Here is an 18,484-nt window from a genome sequence, read left to right as displayed (position 1 = left end):
GGGGCGAACCGCACACCCGCGCAGGGGCGAGACTGGTGACCATGACTGACGGCACCGCCACCCCCACCCGCACCGTCCTCCTGCGCGGAGGCGAGGTGCACAGCCCCGCCGACCCCTTCGCCACGGCGATGGTCGTCGAGCGCGGCCACATCGCCTGGGTCGGCTCCGAGGGCGCCGCCGACGCCTTCGCGCAGGGAGTGGACGAGGTCGTCGACCTCGGCGGGGCGCTCGTCACCCCCGCCTTCACCGACGCCCACGTCCACGCCACCTCCACCGGCCTCGTCCTCACGGGCCTCGACCTCACCACCGCCCGCTCCCTCACCGAGGCCCTCGACCTCGTCCGCGCGTACGCCGCGCGCCGCCCCGCCGACCGGGTGCTCCTCGGCCACGGCTGGGACGCCGCCCGCTGGCCCGAGCGCCGGGCCCCGCGCCGCTCCGAGCTCGACGAGGCCACCGGGGGCCGCCCGCTCTACCTGAGCCGCATCGACGTCCACTCCGCGGTCGTCACCACGGCCCTCCTCGACCTGGTCCCGCAGGTCCACCCGCACGGCGACGGCGAACCCCTCACCAAGGACGACCACCACGCCGTCCGCCGCGCCGCGCTCGCCGCCCTCACCCCCGCCCAGCGCGCCGAGGCCCAGCGGGCCGCCCTCGACCGGGCCGCCTCCCTCGGCATCGGCTCGCTGCACGAGTGCGGCGGCCCCGACATCTCCTCCGCCGAGGACTTCACGGGCCTGCTGGCCCTGGCCGCCGAACGCCCCGGCCCCCGCGTCCACGGCTACTGGGCCGACCGCGACCTCGGCCTGGCCCGCGAGCTCGGCGCGGTCGGCGCCGCCGGCGACCTCTTCGTGGACGGCGCCCTCGGCTCGCACACCGCCTGCCTGCACGCCCCGTACGCCGACGCCGCCCACACCGGCACCGGCTACCTGGACGCGGCCGCGGTCGCCGCGCACGTGGCCGCCTGCACCGAGGCGGGCCTCCAGGCCGGGTTCCACGCCATCGGCGACGCCGCCCTCACCGCCGTGGTCGAGGGCGTCCGCGCCGCCGCCGAGAAGGTGGGCCAGGCCCGGATCCGGGCCGCCCGCCACCGCGTGGAGCACGCCGAGATGATGACGCCGGAGACCATCGCGGCCTTCGCGGAGCTGGGCCTGACCGCCTCCGTGCAGCCGGCCTTCGACGCCGCCTGGGGCGGGGAGGACGGCATGTACGCGGACCGGCTCGGCGCGGAGCGCGCCCGCACCCTCAACCCGTACGCGGCCATGCTCAAGGCCGGCGTCCCGCTGGCCTTCGGCTCCGACGCGCCGGTGACCCCGCTCGACCCCTGGGGCACCGTGCGGGCCGCCGCTTTCCACCGCACCCCCGAGCACCGGATCTCCGTACGGGCGGCCTTCGCCGCCCACACCCGGGGCGGCTGGCGGGCGCTGGGCCGCGACGACGCGGGCATCCTGGTGCCCGGCGCGCCCGCCGACTACGCCGTCTGGCAGACCGGCGAGCTGGTGGTCCAGGCCCCCGACGACCGGGTCGCCCGCTGGTCCACCGACCCGCGCTCCGGCACCCCCGGCCTGCCCGACCTCAGCCCGGGCGCGGACCTGCCGGTGTGCCTGCGGACGGTCGTGGGCGGCCGGGAGGTATTCGTACGGCCACAGGGGTGATCCACCCGGCATCGGCTCGGTCCCGGCGGCCCCGCCCGGATAGGTTCGCCCGGGTCCACCGGCAGGACGCCGGACCGGACGGAGCCGTCCGCCCAGCGCACCCGCGCCTCGGGGGCGAGGGAAGGTTTCACCGGGGCGGCGGTGGCACCGGCACGGGCCCGGCGGTCCAGTAGACAACGGTCACGGCGGCCCGCAGCCAGCGGGCCCCGGTCCGGCCCGAAGGGCCGCCGGGCCCCGATCGCTGTTCTAAAATCGTCCTGCCGTGACGGGCTGACGAGAACGGGCCGCACGGGCCCGACTCGACGCACGACACACAAGGGGAACCGGTGAGCAACGGCGGACAGCGGACCTTCGGGCCGCTCGGCACCACGCTGGTGATCATTCCGACCTACAACGAGGCGGAGAACATCGGCCGGATCACGGGCCGGGTCCGCGCGGCGGTCCCCGAGGCGCACGTCCTGGTCGCGGACGACAACAGCCCCGACGGCACCGGCAAGCTCGCCGACGAGCTGGCGGCCGGGGACGACCACGTCCACGTCCTGCACCGCAAGGGCAAGGAGGGCCTCGGCGCCGCCTACCTGGCGGGCTTCGCCTGGGGCCTGGAGCACGGCTACGGGGTCCTGGTGGAGATGGACGCCGACGGCTCCCACCAGCCGGAGGAGCTGCCGCGGCTGCTCACCGCGCTGGCCGGCGCGGACCTCGTCCTGGGCTCCCGGTGGGTGCCGGGCGGCCGGGTCGTCAACTGGCCCAAGAGCCGCGAGTTCCTCTCGCGCGGCGGCTCCACCTACTCCCGGCTGATGCTGGACGTCCCGATCCGGGACGTCACCGGCGGCTACCGCGCCTTCCGCCGCGAGACCCTGGAGGGGCTCGGTCTGGACGAGGTCGCCTCGGCCGGCTACTGCTTCCAGGTCGACCTGGCCCGCCGGGCGGTCCGCAAGGGCTTCCGCGTGGTGGAGGTGCCCATCACCTTCGTGGAGCGCGAGCTCGGCGACAGCAAGATGAGCAAGGACATCGTGATCGAGGCCCTGTGGCGGGTCACCCAGTGGGGCCTGCGGGAGCGCGCCGCCAAGCTCACCGGGGGCGGCTCCCGGCGGTAGCCGGGGGAGCGGGCGGCCTCCCCGGGCGTCCCCTAGGGGCTGCCCGGTACCTCCGGCTGAGGCCGCTTTTACCCCGGGCCGGGCACACTGGGTGGTATGACGACCGGCACCACCACGACGGCCCCCCGGCGGCGCTCGCCCGCCCGTACGTTCCTCCCGCTGGCGGTAGCCGCCTGGCTGATCCTGGAGATCTGGCTGCTCGGCGTGGTCGCCGGCGCGGCCGGCGGGTTCACCGTGGCCGTGCTGCTCGCGGGCGGGCTGGTGCTGGGCGTGGTGGTCATCAAGCGCGCCGGGCGGCGGGCCTTCAGGAACCTGACGCGGACCTTCCACCAGGCGCAGGAGCAGGCGATGGCCGGCGGGACCCCGTCGGCCCCGCAGCCCGCGAAGGGCTCCGGCAACGCCCTGACCATGCTGGCCGGGCTGCTGCTGATCCTGCCCGGGCTCCTGTCCGACGTGGCCGGCCTGCTCCTCCTGCTGCCCCCCGTCCGCGCCTTCGTGTCCCGGCGGGCCGGGCGGACGCTGGAGCGGAGGATGGCGTCCGGCGCCCCGGGCGGCTTCGGCGACGCCTACACGCAGGCCAGGATCCACTTCCCCGACGGCAAGGTGGTCCAGGGCGAGGTGATCCGCGAGGACGGCTCCCCGGCCGGAGGGCCCGGCCCGGACACCGGCCACCGCCCGCCGCTGACGCCGTAGACCGCGCGGGCCGCAGGCCGGGCCCGCACGGACGCCGCAGGCCGGGCCCGCACGGACGCGGCACGGCGGGCCGGGGCAGGGCGAAGACAAGGCAAGCCGAGGGGCCCCGCCACTGATGTGGCGGGGCCCCTCGGCTTGTGCTCAGCGCCCGCGGATCAGGCGGACTTGCGGCTGTCCCGCGGATGCACGGCGATGTTCATGGCGCCGGAACGGAGAACGGCCAGCCGTTCGGCCAGCACCTCCTCCAGCTCCTCGCGAGTGCGTCGCTCCATGAGCATGTCCCAGTGCGTTCGCGCAGGCTTGCCCTTCTTCTCTTCGGGCCCGTCCCCGTCCACCAGGAGTGCCATGGCGCCGCACGCCTTGCACTCCCACTCCGGCGGAATCTCTGCCTCAACCGAGAACGGCATCTCAAATCGATGTCCGTTCTGGCATGCGTACTCCACCGCCTGGCGCGGGGCCAGATCGATGCCGCGGTCCGTCTCGTAGCTGGTAACCACGAGCCGCGTACCGCGGAGAGCTCGCTCACTCATGAATCGTGCCTCCCGGGCTTGTCGCCCACAGGACAGGTGTCGCTGTCGTCGTCATCCGGTCAACGTCCGGTCGGCGGTATAGATTCCCGCTCCGGGTCATGCGTCGCCCGTCGTGCCGCCCCTTGTTGTACCCACCAGTGCCCGTTTTGTCACATCTGGCAGCAGATGTCACCCAACGTCTCTACTCAATGAACGCGCAGTAACGGTCCGCCTGGCAGGCCAAAGGCGTACACTACCGGCCGATCGCCATAACGTCGAAATTCGTTCGGGACTCGTTCACGAGTCCGGTCCGGATCCCGCCTCAGACGCGCACCGGAACAGGATTGCCCGCCGCCTCCACCGCGCGCCGCACCGGCACTCGCGCGAGCAGTGCGAAACCCAGTGCGAAGAAGACCACCAGCGAGATGATCGCGTCCCGGTAGCTGCCCGTGAGCTGGTACGTGAGCCCGAAGACCAGCGGCCCCACCCAGCTCAGCCCGCGGTCGCTCATCTCGTACGCGGAGAAGTACTCGGCCTCCTTGCCCGCCGGCACCAGGTGCGAGAACAGCGAGCGCGACAGCGCCTGGCTCCCGCCGAGCACCAGCCCGATCATCGCGGCGAGTGCGAAGAACCACACCGGGGTCCTGGCCGGGAGGAAGTACCCGGCCCCCAGCGTCAGGCCCCACGCGGCCAGCGAGCCGAGGATCGTCCGCTTCGCCCCGTAGGCGACCGCCAGCCGCCCCATCGCCAGCGCCCCGACCACCGCCAGGACCTGGACCAGCAGCACGGCCACGATCAGCGTGGACTGCTCCAGCTCCAGCTCCTCCGAGCCGTAGACCGAGGCCTGGGAGATCACCGTCTGGACCCCGTCGTTGTAGACCAGGTAGGCCAGCAGGAACGACAGGGTCAGCGGATAGCGCCGCATGTCCTTCAGCGTGGTCACCAGCTGCCGCCAGCCGCTGACGGCCGGAGCCGCACCCGCCTCCCGGACCGCCGCCCGGTCGCGCAGCCGGCGCAGCGGGACGATCGCGAAGGCCCCCCACCACAGGCCGGCCGAGGCCAGGCAGATCCGCACCGCCGCGCCCTCGGAGAGCCCGAAGGAGTCGTGGCCCTGGAAGAGCACCAGGTTCAGCACGAGCACGAACGCGCCCGAGGTGTAGCCGAAGGCCCAGCCCCGCGAGGAGACGGTGTCCCGCTCGTCCGGGGTGGAGATCTGCGGCAGGAAGGCGTTGTAGAGCACCATCGAGACCGCCAGGGAGGCGTTCGCGACGACCAGCAGGAACCCGCCCAGCAGGTAGCGGTCCCCGTCCAGGAAGAACATCCCGGTCGTCGCCGCGGCCCCGGTGTACGCGGCCGCCGCCAGCAGCGGCTTCTTGCGGCCGGTCCGGTCCGCCGCCGCGCCGGCCAGCGGCATGACCAGCACGGCCAGGATCACCGACAGCGACACGGTGTACGCGAAGAACGACCCGGCCCGCACCGGTATGCCCAGCGGGTGGACGTAGCCCTCGGGGTCGGCCGCCGCCTTGGCCACGGCCGTCAGGTACGGCCCGAGGAACACCGTGAGGACGCTCGTCGAGTAGACCGAGCAGGCGAAGTCGTAGAAGTACCAGCCGTGCTGTTCGCGCCTGCGCGCGGCGGCCGCGTCCGCGGCGGCTCTGCCGTCCTCCGCGCCGGGTTCCGCTTCCTTGTCCGTACGCTCGGTCATGAGCGCCCCCTCGTTCTTCCCCGTAGGACGCCGGCCGCCGGACCGGGCGCGGCGGCCCTGCGGCCCGTCAGGCCCAGGCCCCGCGCCGGTCCAGCACCGTGCGCAAGATGTCGATCCGGTCGGTCATGATGCCATCGACACCCAGGTCGAGAAGAGCCTCCATGCGTTCCGGTTCGTTCACGGTCCACACGTGCACCTGGAGTCCCCGCGCGTGCGCGGTCCGTACGAAGCGCCGGTCCACCACCCGGATGCCCGCCTGGGTCTCCGGCACCTGGGCCGCCACCGCGCCCACCCGCAGCGCCGCCGGGATCGCCCACGAGCGCAGCCGCAGCCCGACCACGCCCCGGACCCCGTACGAGGTGGCCAGCCGGGGGCCGGCGATCTTCTGGGCCCGGGCCACCCGGCTCTCCGAGAAGGAGCCCACGCACACCCGGTCCCAGACCCCGGCCCGCGCGACGAGGTTCACCAGCGGGTGCAGGGCCGACTCGTCCTTGACGTCCACGTTCCAGCGGGCGTCCGGGAACTCCTCCAGCAGCTCCTCGAAGAGCGGCAGCGGCTCGCTGCCCGCCACCCGCGCCTCGCGCACCCGGCTCCACGACAGCTCCCGGATCCGGCCCGTCGCGTCGGTGACCCGGTCCAGGGTGGCGTCGTGGAAGGCCACCAGCTTCCCGTCGGCCGTCGCGTGCACATCGGTCTCGAAGTACCGGTAGCCGGCTTCGGCCGCCCGGCGGAAGGCGGCGGCGGTGTTCTCCAGGCCGTCCGCGGCCCCGCCCCGGTGGGCGAAGGGGATCGGGGCCGGGTGGTCCAGGTAGGGGTGGCGAAGGCGTACGTGAGTCACGGGCGCAGTATGCCCGCTGTGCCCCCCGGGACGGGAGAGGCCGGATGGACGGACGGTGAACGCGCCCGCCCGCCGGCCGGGCGGGGCGCACGGTCCGGCCCCCGCCTGGCCCGGGTGGACCGCTCCGTGACACCCTGGAGGCCGCGGAACCAATCCAATCCCGGCCCGGACCCCGGCCGCCGGGGCCAATCGCATGAAGGTGGACCGGACGCCATGGCTCAGTGGACCTCAGCGGTCGGCACCGCGCAGCTCGCCCGCCTGATCACCTCCCAGCAGGAGCGGCCCGCCGTCCCCGGCGCCCGCAAGGCGCCCGCGTACCGCTCGCTCGCCGACGGCATCCGGCTGCTCGTCCTGGAGGGCCGCGTGCCCGTGGCGGCCCGCCTGCCCGCCGAGCGCGAACTGGCCGTCGCCCTCTCCCTCAGCCGCACCACCGTCGCGGCCGCCTACGAGGCCCTGCGCGGCGAGGGCTTCCTGGAGTCCCGCCGGGGCGCGGGCAGCTGGACCTCCGTACCGGCCGGGAACCCCCTCCCGGCCCGGGGCCTGGAGCCGCTGCCGCCCGAGTCCCTCGGCTCCATGATCGACCTGGGCTGCGCCGCCCTCCCCGCGCCCGAACCCTGGCTCACCAAGGCCGTCCAGGGCGCCCTGGAGGAACTCCCGCCCTACGCGCACACGCACGGCGACTACCCCGCCGGCCTGCCCGCGCTGCGCCGGATGCTCGCCGACCGCTACACCGAGCGCGGCATCCCGACCATGCCCGAGCAGATCATGGTCACCACCGGGGCCATGGGCGCCATAGACGCCATCTGCAGCCTCTTCGCCGGCCGGGGCGAGCGGATCGCCGTCGAGTCCCCTTCCTACGCCAACATCCTCCAGCTGATGCGCGCCGCCGGGGCCCGCCTCGTGCCCGTCGCCATGGGCGCGGGGCTGAGCGGCTGGGACATGGACGTGTGGCGGCAGGTCCTGCGCGACTCGGCCCCGCGCCTGGCCTACGTCGTCGCCGACTTCCACAACCCCACCGGAGCCCTGGCCTCGGAGGAGCAGCGCCGGGCCATGGTCGAGGCCGCCCGGTCCGCCGGCACCGTCCTGATCGCCGACGAGACCATGGCCGAGCTCCGGCTGGACCCGGAGCCGGCCATGCCGCGCCCCGTCTGCTCCTTCGACCCGGCCGGCTCCACGGTGGTCACCGTCGGCTCCGCCAGCAAGGCCTTCTGGGCGGGCATGCGGATCGGCTGGGTCCGGGCCGCCCCGGACGTCATCCGCAGCCTGGTGGCTGCCCGTGCCTACGCCGACCTCGGCACCCCGGTGCTGGAACAGCTCGCCGTGAACTGGCTGATGCGCACCGGGGGCTGGGAGGAGGCCGTCGGGATGCGCCGCACCCAGGCCCGGGAGAACCGGGACGCGCTGGTCGCGGCGGTGCGCAGGGAGCTGCCGGACTGGGAGTTCGACGTGCCGGCCGGCGGGCTGACCCTGTGGGCCCGGGCCGGCGGGCTGTCCGGTTCGCGGCTCGCGGAGGTGGGGGAGCGGGTCGGCGTCCGCGTCCCCTCGGGCCCCCGGTTCGGGGTGGACGGGGCCTTCGAGGGCTACGTCCGGCTGCCCTTCACGGTCGGCGGCCCGGTGGCCGAGGAGGCCGCCGTGCGCCTGGCTGCGGCGGCCCGCCTGGTCGGTACCGGGGAGGGCGGTGCGGCGGAACCGCCGCGCACGTTCGTCGCGTAGCCCCCTCCCCCCTGCGGGAGGTTCAGGGGGCCTCCGCAGGGACCTCGGGGACTTCCGCGACGGCGGGGGTCCCGGCCTGCGCCGGGGGGTGGTCCTTGAGCGGCCCCGCGGGCGCCTGCGGGGCCTCGCCGCCGCCGGCGCCGGCCGGCTGCCGCTCGGGCAGCAGCTCCATGACGGCGTGGCGGTGCGCCGGGTGCGTGGCGTCGTCGTACGGGTCCGGGGTGGCGGGCACCTGGAGCCGGTGGACCGGGCCGGTGCCGAGCCGGGCGTAGCCGCGGCCGGGCGGGAGCTGCGGGGGCGGGGTGGTGTGCGGGGGCAGCCCGAGGACGTCGGTGAGCTGCTGGACGGGGGCGGGGCCGAGGACGACCCGGGCCCGGGTGTGCTGCCAGACGGCGTCGCCGATCAGCTCCAGGTGGTCGAAGTGCTCGGCGACCACCACCGTGACGTGCGCGGCGCGGCCGTGCCGCAGGGGCACCTGGAGCTGGGCGAGGGGGTCCGGGCGGCCCTCGGCGGTCGCGAGGTGGGCGAGCAGGCTGGGGCGGTCCAGCAGGATCCACAGCGGCCGCCGGATGTCATCGGGCGCGGGCCGTCCGGCCTCGCGGGCCCGGTGCGCGGCGATCAGGCGCCGCTCGGTCTCGTGCGCGGCCCACTCGACGGTGGCCAGGGCCCCGGTCGGGCCGCATTCGACGGCGAGGACGCCGGCCCGTCCGGCCAGGCAGGCGTACTCGTTGCTGCCGCCGCCCTCGACGACCATCACGTCGCCGCCCTGCCGCAGGGCCTGGAGGGCGAGCGAGCGGACCAGGGTGGTGGTGCCGCTGCCGGGCTGGCCCACGGCCAGCAGGTGGGGTTCGGTGGAGCCGGGGCCGGTCCGCCAGATGACGGGCGGCAGGTCGCGGGTCTCGTCGCCCTCCAGCACCGGCAGGGTGCGCCGGACCCCTCCGGGGTCGGTGAAGCCGAGGACGCTCTCGCCGGGTGAGGTGACGAACGGCTGGGCGGCGATCCCGGTGGGCAGGGCCTCCAGGACGCTCAGGTCGAGCCGGTTGGCCTCCTCGTCCCAGGCGAAGTGGTACTCCCGGCCGCGCCCGGACTTGGCGTGCAGCAGGGACTCGATCCGGGCCCGCGAGGCCGGCTCCCCGTCGGTGAAGTACGCCGGGTAGCGGATGCGGAGCCGGGTGACGCGGCCCTCGGCGTCGAAGGCGTGGTCGCTGAAGGCGTCGCCGAAGCCGCCGCCGTGGGCGAACAGCGGGTTCGGGTCCTCGGGGGCGGAGAAGTAGGGCACGAGGGCCTCGTAGAGGGAGCGCAGCCGGTCGGCCTCGGCGTCGCTGGGACCGGTCTTCACGGGGGTGCGGTCGCGCCCGTGCCAGCCCGCCGCCGCCATCAGCGCGATCAGCGCCGTGAGGGGCCCGTACGGGGCGAGCGCGACCACCAGGACGCAGGCGGCGCCCAGGAACAGCGCCGGACCCCGCTTGTCCTTCGGGGTCGCGGCCCACTTGCGGCGGCCGGTCGAGGCCAGGACGCGCAGTCCGCGCCCGATGACCAGGAGCGGATGGAGGACGTCCGTGGCGTTGTCGGCCGCCGTGCGGGCGAGGTCGCGGCCCCGGGCGAGCGAGGTGCTGCCACTGGTGAGGATGCGGGGGAGTGGGCGCCGGGCCACGGTCGTCTCCTGGGTGGTGGGGCGGGGGGCGGGCTAGAGCTTGATCCCGCCGAGCAGGCTCGCGAGGCTCGCCGTGCTGGCGGTGATGCTCGGGGCGATGGCGGAGCCGGCGAGGAAGAAGCCGAAGAGCGCGCAGACGACGGCGTGCATCAGCTTCATCCCGTCCTTCTTGAAGAAGAGGAAGCAGATGATGCCGAGCAGTACGACGCCGGAGATCGACAGGACCATGGGAGTTCTCCTGGTAGCGGAACGGTCGGGAAGGTCACCATCAGTTGTTCCAGGCTCACAGGAAGTATCAATGCGACAAAAGGTGCATACGGGTGAACCTTCGGGTTTTTCACTTGACCGGACCCTCCCGGCTGGCGCGTCGGCGCCCCGGGGTGTCGGGTGTCCCGGCCCCCGACATCCTTGCCTCGGGCTGGCCCCCTCATGTCCAGGGACGGGCGCTACCCTGGCGATTCACCCGTACGGACGCAGCGCCGCGCACCCCCCTGTCCGCCCGGCCTGGGCAGACTCCTGCCGGACGCCACGGGCGGCGGGTGGCGGCCGGCGCCCCGGCACGACTTGAGAAGAGCGAAAGGCGGTACGACCGATGAGCGAGCACCAGGACACGCCCGACGAGGACGTCGTCGAACTGGCCACCAAGATCTTCGACCTCGCCCGCCAGGGTGAGACGGAGACCCTGGCCGCCTACCTCGACGCCGGGGTTCCCGCCAACCTCACCAACGACCGCGGCGACACCCTCGTCATGCTCGCCGCCTACCACGGCCACGCCGACGCCGTCACCGCCCTGCTGGCCCGCGGGGCCGAGGCCGACCGCGCCAACGACCGCGGCCAGACCCCGCTCGCCGGCGCCGTCTTCAAGGGCGAGGAAGCCGTCATCCGCGCCCTGCTCGCCGGCGGGGCCGACCCCGAGGCCGGAACCCCCTCCGCGGTGGACACGGCCCGCATGTTCCACAAGGCCGACCTGCTGGAACTCTTCGGAGCCAAGTAGTCCGCTTATTCCCCCGCCCGGCCCGGGCCGGGACGGGCCCGCGACCTCACGGCTTGGTCACGACGCCCTTAAATGTGGTCGCGGCGCACAAACCGCCTGGGTCATCATGGCGTCGGATTCGATTCGCGGACATGACGGACGGGCAGGAGCGGGCTGGACACGACGGGTGTCCACACCCACCCCTGCCGCACCGGCCGGCACGGTCGCGAAGCACCGACGAGAGTGAGAAGGCAATGGTCTACATCGAGCGGAACATGACGGCGGACGTCCTCACATGCTGTTACGCGGCCCTGTGAATCCCGATTCCCGGTTGCGTCCCCAGCTTGATTTGAGGCCATTCCCATGTTCGAACCAGTCATAGCGCCGAGCGGCACCCTGCTCGGCCTCCTCCAGCGGGGCCGCGGCGACGGCACGCTGCACGCCCTCGCGGCGCCCCGGCCCGAGGCCCTCGCGGCCCTCGACCAGTGCGTGACCCGTGACCCGCGGCAGGACTGGCAGGTCGAGAACCGGTCGCTGTACTACGCACGCCTGTACCTGGACCTGGCCGGCCCCCTCGGCGCGATCGAGGCCCACCTCTTCGGCGTCGACGACCTCGTCGACGAGGAGGACCACCGCACCGGGCTCGCCCTGTCCGTCCTCGGGCACCTTGCCTCCTACGGCCGCGACGACGCGCTCATGCTGCTGCGCCGCTACGCCGCCTCCGGGGCCAACTGGGCCTGGGCCCTCGACGAGCTCGCCCTGCGCGACGACGACGAGGGGCTGCGCTCCCTCGCCGCACCCGTCCTCGCCCGCTTCCCGGCGGACGCCGAGGGCGAGGCGCGGCTGGCCGCCGCCGTCCGCGACGCCTACGAGCCCCGGCCGTGGCGCCTGTGGGAGGAGCTCCCGCAGTACGGGCAACGCCTGCGCGCGGCCCGCCAGCAGGGCTCCTTCGACCGCTGGCAGCGCCAGCTCTCCCCCAGCGGCCCCCGGCCCGGCTGGGGCGTCCGGGCCGTCTTCGACTGGGCCGCCGACGGGATGCGCCGCGGCACCCCGCTGCACGTGCCCGCCGCGCGCTGTCTGGCCGCCGTGGCCGGGCCCGAGGACCGCCCCGAGATCCTCGCGGCCGCCGCCGGAGCCCAGGGCGAGGCCGCCCGGGCCACCGCCCTGCACCACCTGGTCCTCGCGGAGCCGGAGAACCCGGCCGTCCTGGACCTCATCGAAGCCGCCGGCGACGAACCCGCCGTGGCCGCCTACGAGCGGATGTGCGGCCCCGCGGCCCTGGAACGGGCCCGCTCGTGGGTCCACCGCCCCGACGCCCTCGGAGCGGCCGCCGCGGCCCTCCTGGCCGCCCGTGGCGGCGCCGACGACGCCGGCCTGGTCCTGGGCGCCCTCCGTTCGACCGTCCGGGGCTCGGGCCCCGACTCCGCCCGCCTCTTCACCCTGGTGGACGGCGCGGGCCGGCTCTCCATCGGCTGCGCGGCCCCGGTGCTGCGCCACGTCTACCGCGAGACGGCCTCCTCCCACCTGCGCGGCCGTGCCGCCCGCGCCCTCGCCAGCACGGACCCCACCTTCGCGGCGGGCTTCGCCGTCGAATGCCTGTGGGACTGCGAGGAGACCACCCGCGAGGTGGCCGCCCGCCACGCCGAAACGGCCGACGCCCGCGTCGCCCCCCGCCTCCGCCGCCTGGCGACGGACCCGGCGGAGGAGGAGGACGTCCAGTCGGCGGTCCGCAGCCGCATCACCCCCGAGTCGGCCGTGTAGCCCCGCCGGCCCCCGGTCCCGCTGCGCGGAGCCCCGCCCCGCCCTTCCGCCGCTCCTCCCACCGCTGGGAGGCGCCCCCAGGGGCTCCGCCCCGGCCCCCGCCGCGCCTCACACGCCGGCGGGCCCGGAACCGCACCGCGCCACCCGGCACGAGCGGGCCGTGCGCGCAGCCCGCGCCCGGCCCGCCTCCCGCACCCCGGCGTGGCCACCGCCGGGGGCACCTCCCGGCGGTGGCCGGGGGAACTCCGCAGCCCCGGACCCCGTTGCGGAGCCGGCCCCGCCGGCGCCCGGGGCATGGAAGGGCGGTGGGGGATGGGGACCTCGCGCCGCGCAGCGGCACACCCGCACAGGGCCCGCGCCGGTCCCGGAGGTTCAGGCGGGAACGAACCGCACCGCCACCCACGGACGGGCCTGCGCCGGTCCCGGAGGTTCAGGCGGGAACGAACCGCACCGCCACCCCCGGTCGGGCCTGCGCGGCGGCGTCGAGCGCCGGGCCCGCCGGCACCACGCCGACCACCGGGTAGCCGCCGGTCACGGGATGGTCGGCCAGGAACACCACCGGCAGCCCGTCCGGCGGGACCTGCACCGCCCCCAGGACCATGCCCTCGCTCGGCAGTTCCCCCTCCCGCGCGCGGGCCAGCACCGGCCCCGCCTCCGTCCGCAGCCCGATCCGGTTCGAGGCCGGGGAGACCCGGTACCCGGAGGACAGCAGCGCCGCCAGCGAGGCCCCCGTGAACCAGTCCGCCCGGGGCCCGAGCCGCAGCGGGAGCACCAGCTCCCCCACCGGCGGCCCCGGCACCCGCAGGGCGTCCGCCCCGGACACCGCGGAGGGCCCCGCCGCGCCGACCGCCAGCACCGCCCCCTCCGCGAGGACCGGCGGCCCCAGCCCCGACAGCAGGTCCGTCGAGCGGCTCCCCAGCACCGGCGCGGCGGCGATCCCCCCGCGCACCGCCACGTAGCACCGCAGCCCGGCCTCCGCCCGGCCCACGTCCAGCTCCGCCCCCGCCGGCAGCCGCACCGGCGCGCCCCAGGCCGCCGGACGCCCCGAGACCCGTACCGCGCAGGGCGCGCCCGTCACGGCCACCGTCACCGGCGCCAGGGCGCGCAGCCGGACGCCGTCCAGGGTGGTCTCCAGGGCGGCGGCCCCCGCCGCGTTGCCGACGAGGCGGTTGGCCAGGGCGTGCGCGGCCGTGTCCAGGGCGCCCGACCGGGGCACGCCCAGGTGTGCGTACCCGGGCCGCCCCAGGTCCTGCACGGTGGTCAGCGCCCCCGGCCGCACCACCACCAGCCCGCTCCCGCTGAGGCCGCCCCTCCCGCCCAGGCCGCCACTCCGGCCGCCGGTCCCGCTCAGGCCGTCACGTCCGCTCCCGCTCCGGCCGCCGGTCCCGGTCGGGCCGCCGTTCCGGCCGCCGCTCTCGGTCGGGCCGCCGTTCCGGCCGTCGGTCCCGGTCGGGCCGCCGTTCCGGCCGCCGCTCTTGGTCGGGTCGCCACTTCGGCCGCCGCTCTCGGTCGGGTCGCCGTTCCGGCCGTCGGTCCCGGTCCCGCCGCCGCTCAGGTCGCCGCTCCCGCTCACGCCCCCGCCTCCTCGAACCGCACCCGTACCCCCGGCGCGAACAGCGCCGCCGGCTCCCGCGCCGGGTCCCACAGCACCGCGTCGGTGGAGCCGACCAGCTGCCAGCCGCCGGGGGAGGAGCGCGGGTAGACCCCCGCGTACTCCCCGGCCAGGGCCAGGGACCCGGCCGGGACCGCCGTACGGGGCGTGGCCCGCCGGGGCAGCCACAGCCGCTCGGGCAGCCCCGTCAGATACCCGAAGCCGGGCGCGAACCCGCAGAACGCCACCCGGAACTCGATCCCCCCGACCAGCCCGGCCACCTCCCCCTCGGCGACGCCCCACGCGCCGGCCACCTCCGCCAGGTCCGGCCCGTCGTACCGCACCGGCACGGTGACCAGCGGACCCTCGGCCTCCGCGAGCGGCGGCACCTCCCAGCGGGCGATCCGCGCGGCCAGCGCCCCCGGCTCCCGCACCCCGTCCAGCAGCACCGTCCGCGCCGCCGGCACCACCTCCCGCACGGCGCCCAGCTCGCCCGCCCCCCGCCGGCGCAGCAGCTCGGCGTGGAGCGCGGCCGCCTCCCCGGCCGAGTCCACCTCCAGCAGCAGCGCCTCCCGGCCCACCACCAGGGCCCTCACGCGAACGCCTCCACCCGCACGCCCGCCGCCCCCAGCGCCTCCCGGACCCGCAGCGCCAGCCCCGCGGCCCCCGGGGTGTCCCCGTGCAGGCACAGGGAGCGCGCGCGGACCCGTACCGGCGAGCCGTCGGAGGCCGTGACCTCCCCCTCCGCGGCCATCCGGACGGCCCGCGCGACCACCGCGTCCGGGTCGTGCAGCACGGCCCCCGGCTCCCCGCGCGGCACCAGCGCCGCCCGCGGCGTGTAGGCCCGGTCGGCGAAGGCCTCCGGTACGGCCTCCAGCCCCGCCTCCGCGGCCGCGGCGAGCAGCAGCGACCCGGGCAGCCCCAGCACCGGCAGCCCCGCCTCCCCGGCGGCCAGCCGGACCCCCTCGACCACCGCCCCCGCCTGGTCCGCGTCGTGCACCGTGCGGTTGTACAGCGCGCCGTGCGGTTTCACGTACGACACCCTCGACCCGGCCGCCCGCGCGAACACCTCCAGCGCCCCGATCTGGTACGCCACCTCGGCCGCCAGCTCCGCCGCGGGCACGTCCATCGCCCGCCGACCGAAACCGGCCAGGTCCCGGTAGGAGACCTGCGCGCCGATCCGTACGCCCCGCCCGGCGGCCAGCTCGCACACCCGGCGCATGATCGACGGGTCGCCGGCGTGGAAGCCGCAGGCCACGTTCGCGCTGGTGACCACCGACAGGAGGGCCTCGTCGTCCGTGAGCGTCCACCGCCCGAAGCCCTCGCCGAGGTCGGCGTTGAGGTCGATCGCGGCCGCTGGGGATGTGATCATGGAAGCCATGCGGCGAGCGTAGAACAGCGCACGCGCCGCGTGCCGCAGAGTCCTTCCGCGGCCTTCCGCGGAGCCGGGGACGATCCGGCCGAACCATGCCGTTTGGGATGTTGTCCGTGACACCGCCTAATCTTTTCGACGTGACTCTCCCTGCCCCGGCGAAGACCCTTCCCTCCCCGGCGCCGGGCCCGGCCGCCGACGAGGGCCTCGCCCGGCGGCTGCGCGCCCTCGCCTGCACCGCCCCGCTGCACGACCTCGACGTACGCAAGGCCAACCTGGCCGGCGAGTACGGGGTCTACGCGATGGCGGAGGTCGCCCTGTCCGCGATCGACCTGGTCACGCTGAACATGGACTTCGACACGGGCGCCGACCACGAGCAGATAGTGGCCCGGCTGCTGCCCCGCGTCGCCGCCCAGACCCCCGACCGGCCGGCCGCCGAGCACGAGCGCGTCGCCCGCTGGGTGCTGGAGAACCTGATCAACGTCGGCAGCGTCGACCGCGGCTTCCGCGCGATCTACGGCACCTTCGGCCCCGACGGGGTCTACGTCCGCCGGGACTACGACTTCAAGCTGATCGAGGAGGTCCCCGGCCACGGCGGCGCGGTGTACCTGCGCACCACCGACGAGGCGGTCAACGTCCTGGTCGGCGCCCTCGACACCGACGTCACCAGCGCGCAGATCGCCGCCGAGGTGAAGCTGGAGGTCCTGATCAGCCGGGGCCGGCTCGCCGACGCCCAGCTCGCCGCCGAGCAGGCCCGCTACCGCACCGTCCAGTACGCCGAGACCCTGCGCCGCACGCTCGACGCCACCCGGCGCAACGTCCGCGCCGTCGACTGGCTCCAGGCCGTCCCGGACATGATCGCCGAGGCCCTCGACCACGTCGCCGACCGCTACCGGCACGAGAACGCCATCCTCACCAACATCCGCAAGGCGCGCGACGAGGCCGAGGACCCCGAGAACAAGCGGCGCGCCGCCGAGCTCGTCGACATCGTCAAGGACTGCATCCGCCGGCACACCCAGCTCCAGTCCCGGCTGCTGGACGCCGGCCCGCTCTTCCGCGCCGAACAGGACCGCCAGGCCTTCGCCGCGCCCGCCGCGCGCTCCGGGATCGACCTGTACGGGCAGCTGGTCGCCCCGCTGCTGCCGCTGCCCGTCGCCGGGGCCACGCGGGTCACCGACGCCTTCTTCGCGGCCGGCACCGGTTTCCGCACCCCCGTCTCGGTACGGGTCGCCGACCTGGTGGAGATCCTGCTGACCCCGCCGCTGGAGCGGGAGCACCTCGGCGTGGAGATGCCGGAGCCCGACCTCATCGCGACCCCGGACGACAGCCGCTTCAGCGAGGAGCAGCTCGCGGCCGCTACCCGCCTCCTGGACCTCCCCCACGACGCCCCCCGCCGCCTGTCGGGCCTGCTCGCGCAGGCCCGCCGCGAGGACCCCGACCTGCCGTACCTGGTGGCCCTGCTCGCCGTCCACGCCGCGAGCCCGGCGGTGGGCACGGCGTACCGCCAGGGGGAGGAGCGCCTGCTGTTCGCGGTGGACGACGGCACCCCGCTGGAGGACCCGGAGTTCGGCGGCGCCGACCTGATCGTGGGCACGGCCCTCCTGGACGCGGCCGGCATGGCGGCCGACCGCGCGGAGCCCTCATGACCCGGCCCCGCGCCGCCGGCCACGAGCCGTCCGCCCTTCCGGTCGGCGATGCCGCCCCGGGCACGGTCCCGGCCCCGCGCGCCCGGACGTCGGCCCCGTCGGGCCGCGGCCGGCGGACCGTGGCGGGCGGACCGCGCGGACGGGAGCGGTGCCCCCTGGGCGCCGTGTACGGCCCGGGCCGCCGTCCCGCTGCCGGGGGAGGGCGAACCCCGGCCCGGCAGGCCGCGGCCGCCGGCCCGCGGCCTCCCCGCGGGCCGGCCCGCCGCAGCGCCCCGCAGCACCCCGGCCGACAGGCCGCGCGCACCACACCGAACCACCACCGCACCGCCGAGGAGACCCACCCGTGAGCGACCACCACGCCGAGCACCCCGCGTGGAGCGAGCCCGACGGCGCGTCGGTCCCGGCCGCGCCCGCGGCGGGACCCGCCGCGCTGACGCCCGCCGACGCCGCCGACGCGGCCCGCCTCGTCGGGTTCGGGCTCCAGCCCAAGCTGCTCCCCGCCCGGGACGCCGAGTACGCCGAGCTGCTGCGCCGCTACCGCGAGGACCCCGCCTTCGGCCGGCTCGCCGACGCCGTCGCCACCGGACTCGGCCTCGTCGTCCTGGAGGTGTCCCCGCGCGCCGGCATGGCCGTCGCCGCCGGCGAGGACTCCGTCTTCGCCGTCCGCATGGGCGACTACGCCCGCCGCACCGCCGCCGACGGCGGCGACCGCTTCCTGCACGGCCTCGCCCACCTCGCCGTCGCCGCCCTCGCCTTCCCCCGCCCCGAGGACCTCGCCGACGACGGCTACATCGGCCGGATCACCGTCAACGGCGTCGACGCCTTCGTCCGGCAGACCTGCCGCCGCCTCGAGGAGCGCGCCGAGGAGCTCGGCGAGAACACCGACCCCGCCTCCGACGCCCCCGGCCTGGAGGCCGCCTGGCGCGTCTACGCCCGCCGCAGCGCGACCGGCGCCACCAAGGACGCCCGCCGCCTCGCCGGCTCCACCACCGGCATCGTGGGCAAGGCCGCCGCCTTCCTCACCGAGTCCGGGTTCCTCCAGCGCACCGGCGACGACGCCGGCGGCACCTACCGCACCACCCCGCGCTACCAGCTCCAGGTCCGCGACATGGCGGGCAGCGCGGCCATGGCCGAACTCCTCGAACTCGGCGTGGTGCCCGTCAGCGACGGCTCCGCCACCCTCCTGCCGCCGCCCGAGGGCGACGACCTGGAACTCGCCGCCGACGCCGGCCTCCCGTTCCACGCCTGAGCGCCCCCGCCCCGGCGCCCCGCCCGTCCCC

Annotated in this window: 16 protein-coding genes; 8 read left to right on the top strand and 8 right to left on the bottom strand. The window is 76.1% G+C overall.

The window, feature by feature from the left end:
• The first annotated feature begins 41 nt into the window (after positions 1–41).
• From ACIRBY_RS32640 to fxsA, 3 genes are all read left to right on the top strand, one after another.
• A complete protein-coding gene (locus ACIRBY_RS32640; RefSeq protein WP_403907516.1) occupies positions 42–1,652 on the top strand; it encodes an amidohydrolase in 1,611 nt (536 codons plus the stop codon).
• A 326-nt stretch (positions 1,653–1,978) separates the two neighbouring features.
• A complete protein-coding gene (locus ACIRBY_RS32635; RefSeq protein ID WP_403907514.1) occupies positions 1,979–2,749 on the top strand; it encodes a polyprenol monophosphomannose synthase in 771 nt (256 codons plus the stop codon).
• Between the two features lie 96 nt (positions 2,750–2,845).
• Complete coding sequence (gene fxsA, locus ACIRBY_RS32630) at positions 2,846–3,442, top strand: FxsA family membrane protein (RefSeq protein WP_403907512.1); 597 nt, start codon at positions 2,846–2,848, stop codon at positions 3,440–3,442.
• A gap of 155 nt (positions 3,443–3,597) precedes the next feature.
• Here fxsA and ACIRBY_RS32625 read toward each other — a convergent pair whose 3' ends face one another.
• The 3 genes from ACIRBY_RS32625 to ACIRBY_RS32615 all read right to left on the bottom strand — a co-directional run bounded on the left by ACIRBY_RS32625 (position 3,598) and on the right by ACIRBY_RS32615 (position 6,494).
• Positions 3,598–3,972: an RNA polymerase-binding protein RbpA gene (locus tag ACIRBY_RS32625; protein ID WP_007262928.1), complete on the bottom strand. Its 375-nt coding sequence runs from the start codon at positions 3,970–3,972 to the stop codon at positions 3,598–3,600.
• 301 nt (positions 3,973–4,273) lie between these two features.
• Positions 4,274–5,656 (bottom strand): MFS transporter, encoded by a 1,383-nt coding sequence (locus ACIRBY_RS32620; RefSeq protein ID WP_403907510.1) that lies wholly within the window; start codon positions 5,654–5,656, stop codon positions 4,274–4,276.
• A gap of 67 nt (positions 5,657–5,723) precedes the next feature.
• Positions 5,724–6,494 (bottom strand): glycerophosphodiester phosphodiesterase family protein, encoded by a 771-nt coding sequence (locus tag ACIRBY_RS32615; RefSeq protein WP_042819955.1) that lies wholly within the window; start codon positions 6,492–6,494, stop codon positions 5,724–5,726.
• A gap of 213 nt (positions 6,495–6,707) precedes the next feature.
• On the opposite strand from ACIRBY_RS32615, the gene ACIRBY_RS32610 reads away from it, so the two are divergent.
• On the top strand, positions 6,708–8,207 hold the full coding sequence (locus ACIRBY_RS32610) for a PLP-dependent aminotransferase family protein (RefSeq protein WP_403907508.1): 1,500 nt from the start codon (positions 6,708–6,710) through the stop codon (positions 8,205–8,207).
• Between the two features lie 22 nt (positions 8,208–8,229).
• Here ACIRBY_RS32610 and ACIRBY_RS32605 read toward each other — a convergent pair whose 3' ends face one another.
• Both ACIRBY_RS32605 and ACIRBY_RS32600 read right to left on the bottom strand, forming a co-directional pair.
• The gene (locus ACIRBY_RS32605; protein WP_403907506.1) at positions 8,230–9,861 is read right to left on the bottom strand and encodes an ATP-binding protein; all 1,632 of its coding nucleotides are present in this window, start codon (positions 9,859–9,861) and stop codon (positions 8,230–8,232) included.
• Between the two features lie 33 nt (positions 9,862–9,894).
• A complete protein-coding gene (locus tag ACIRBY_RS32600; RefSeq protein ID WP_366453514.1) occupies positions 9,895–10,089 on the bottom strand; it encodes a hypothetical protein in 195 nt (64 codons plus the stop codon).
• Positions 10,090–10,453: 364 nt separating this feature from the next.
• On the opposite strand from ACIRBY_RS32600, the gene ACIRBY_RS32595 reads away from it, so the two are divergent.
• Complete coding sequence (locus ACIRBY_RS32595) at positions 10,454–10,855, top strand: ankyrin repeat domain-containing protein (RefSeq protein WP_403907504.1); 402 nt, start codon at positions 10,454–10,456, stop codon at positions 10,853–10,855.
• Positions 10,856–11,197: 342 nt separating this feature from the next.
• Entirely contained in the window at positions 11,198–12,595 is a 1,398-nt protein-coding gene (locus ACIRBY_RS32590) for a HEAT repeat domain-containing protein (RefSeq protein ID WP_403907502.1), read from the top strand.
• 430 nt (positions 12,596–13,025) lie between these two features.
• On the opposite strand, the gene ACIRBY_RS32585 is transcribed toward ACIRBY_RS32590, so the two are convergent.
• The 3 genes from ACIRBY_RS32585 to ACIRBY_RS32575 form a co-directional block, all read right to left on the bottom strand.
• Positions 13,026–13,883: a biotin-dependent carboxyltransferase family protein gene (locus ACIRBY_RS32585; RefSeq protein WP_403907657.1), complete on the bottom strand. Its 858-nt coding sequence runs from the start codon at positions 13,881–13,883 to the stop codon at positions 13,026–13,028.
• A 281-nt stretch (positions 13,884–14,164) separates the two neighbouring features.
• Positions 14,165–14,782 (bottom strand): allophanate hydrolase subunit 1, encoded by a 618-nt coding sequence (locus tag ACIRBY_RS32580; protein WP_403907500.1) that lies wholly within the window; start codon positions 14,780–14,782, stop codon positions 14,165–14,167.
• Positions 14,779–15,567: a LamB/YcsF family protein gene (locus ACIRBY_RS32575; protein WP_403907498.1), complete on the bottom strand. Its 789-nt coding sequence runs from the start codon at positions 15,565–15,567 to the stop codon at positions 14,779–14,781. Before ACIRBY_RS32575 ends, ACIRBY_RS32580 begins: the two co-directional genes overlap by 4 nt.
• A gap of 86 nt (positions 15,568–15,653) precedes the next feature.
• Between ACIRBY_RS32575 and ACIRBY_RS32570 the strand changes: the two genes are divergently transcribed.
• Positions 15,654–17,204 carry a hypothetical protein gene (locus ACIRBY_RS32570; RefSeq protein ID WP_403907497.1) on the top strand — a complete coding sequence of 517 codons (1,551 nt, stop codon included), beginning with the start codon at positions 15,654–15,656 and terminating at the stop codon, positions 17,202–17,204.
• A gap of 343 nt (positions 17,205–17,547) precedes the next feature.
• The gene (locus ACIRBY_RS32565) at positions 17,548–18,453 is read left to right on the top strand and encodes a hypothetical protein (protein ID WP_366453507.1); all 906 of its coding nucleotides are present in this window, start codon (positions 17,548–17,550) and stop codon (positions 18,451–18,453) included.
• Positions 18,454–18,484: the final 31 nt, after the last annotated feature.

The sequence above is a fragment of the Streptomyces sp. NPDC096136 genome, assembly GCF_044763325.1.
Lineage (GTDB): Bacteria > Actinomycetota > Actinomycetes > Streptomycetales > Streptomycetaceae > Streptomyces.
This window is presented reverse-complemented; position numbering and strand designations above follow the sequence as displayed.

Bases quoted from the DNA above. Each gene is read 5' to 3' on its own strand.
- ACIRBY_RS32640 (WP_403907516.1), top strand. From the start codon at position 42: ATGACTGACGGCACCGCCACCCCCACCCGCACCGTCCTCCTGCGCGGA.
- fxsA (WP_403907512.1), top strand. From the start codon at position 2,846: ATGACGACCGGCACCACCACGACGGCCCCCCGGCGGCGCTCGCCCGCC.
- ACIRBY_RS32625 (WP_007262928.1), bottom strand. From the start codon at position 3,972: ATGAGTGAGCGAGCTCTCCGCGGTACGCGGCTCGTGGTTACCAGCTAC.
- ACIRBY_RS32620 (WP_403907510.1), bottom strand. From the start codon at position 5,656: ATGACCGAGCGTACGGACAAGGAAGCGGAACCCGGCGCGGAGGACGGC.
- ACIRBY_RS32610 (WP_403907508.1), top strand. From the start codon at position 6,708: ATGGCTCAGTGGACCTCAGCGGTCGGCACCGCGCAGCTCGCCCGCCTG.
- ACIRBY_RS32600 (WP_366453514.1), bottom strand. From the start codon at position 10,089: ATGGTCCTGTCGATCTCCGGCGTCGTACTGCTCGGCATCATCTGCTTC.
- ACIRBY_RS32595 (WP_403907504.1), top strand. From the start codon at position 10,454: ATGAGCGAGCACCAGGACACGCCCGACGAGGACGTCGTCGAACTGGCC.
- ACIRBY_RS32590 (WP_403907502.1), top strand. From the start codon at position 11,198: ATGTTCGAACCAGTCATAGCGCCGAGCGGCACCCTGCTCGGCCTCCTC.
- ACIRBY_RS32575 (WP_403907498.1), bottom strand. From the start codon at position 15,567: ATGGCTTCCATGATCACATCCCCAGCGGCCGCGATCGACCTCAACGCC.
- ACIRBY_RS32570 (WP_403907497.1), top strand. From the start codon at position 15,654: ATGCCGTTTGGGATGTTGTCCGTGACACCGCCTAATCTTTTCGACGTG.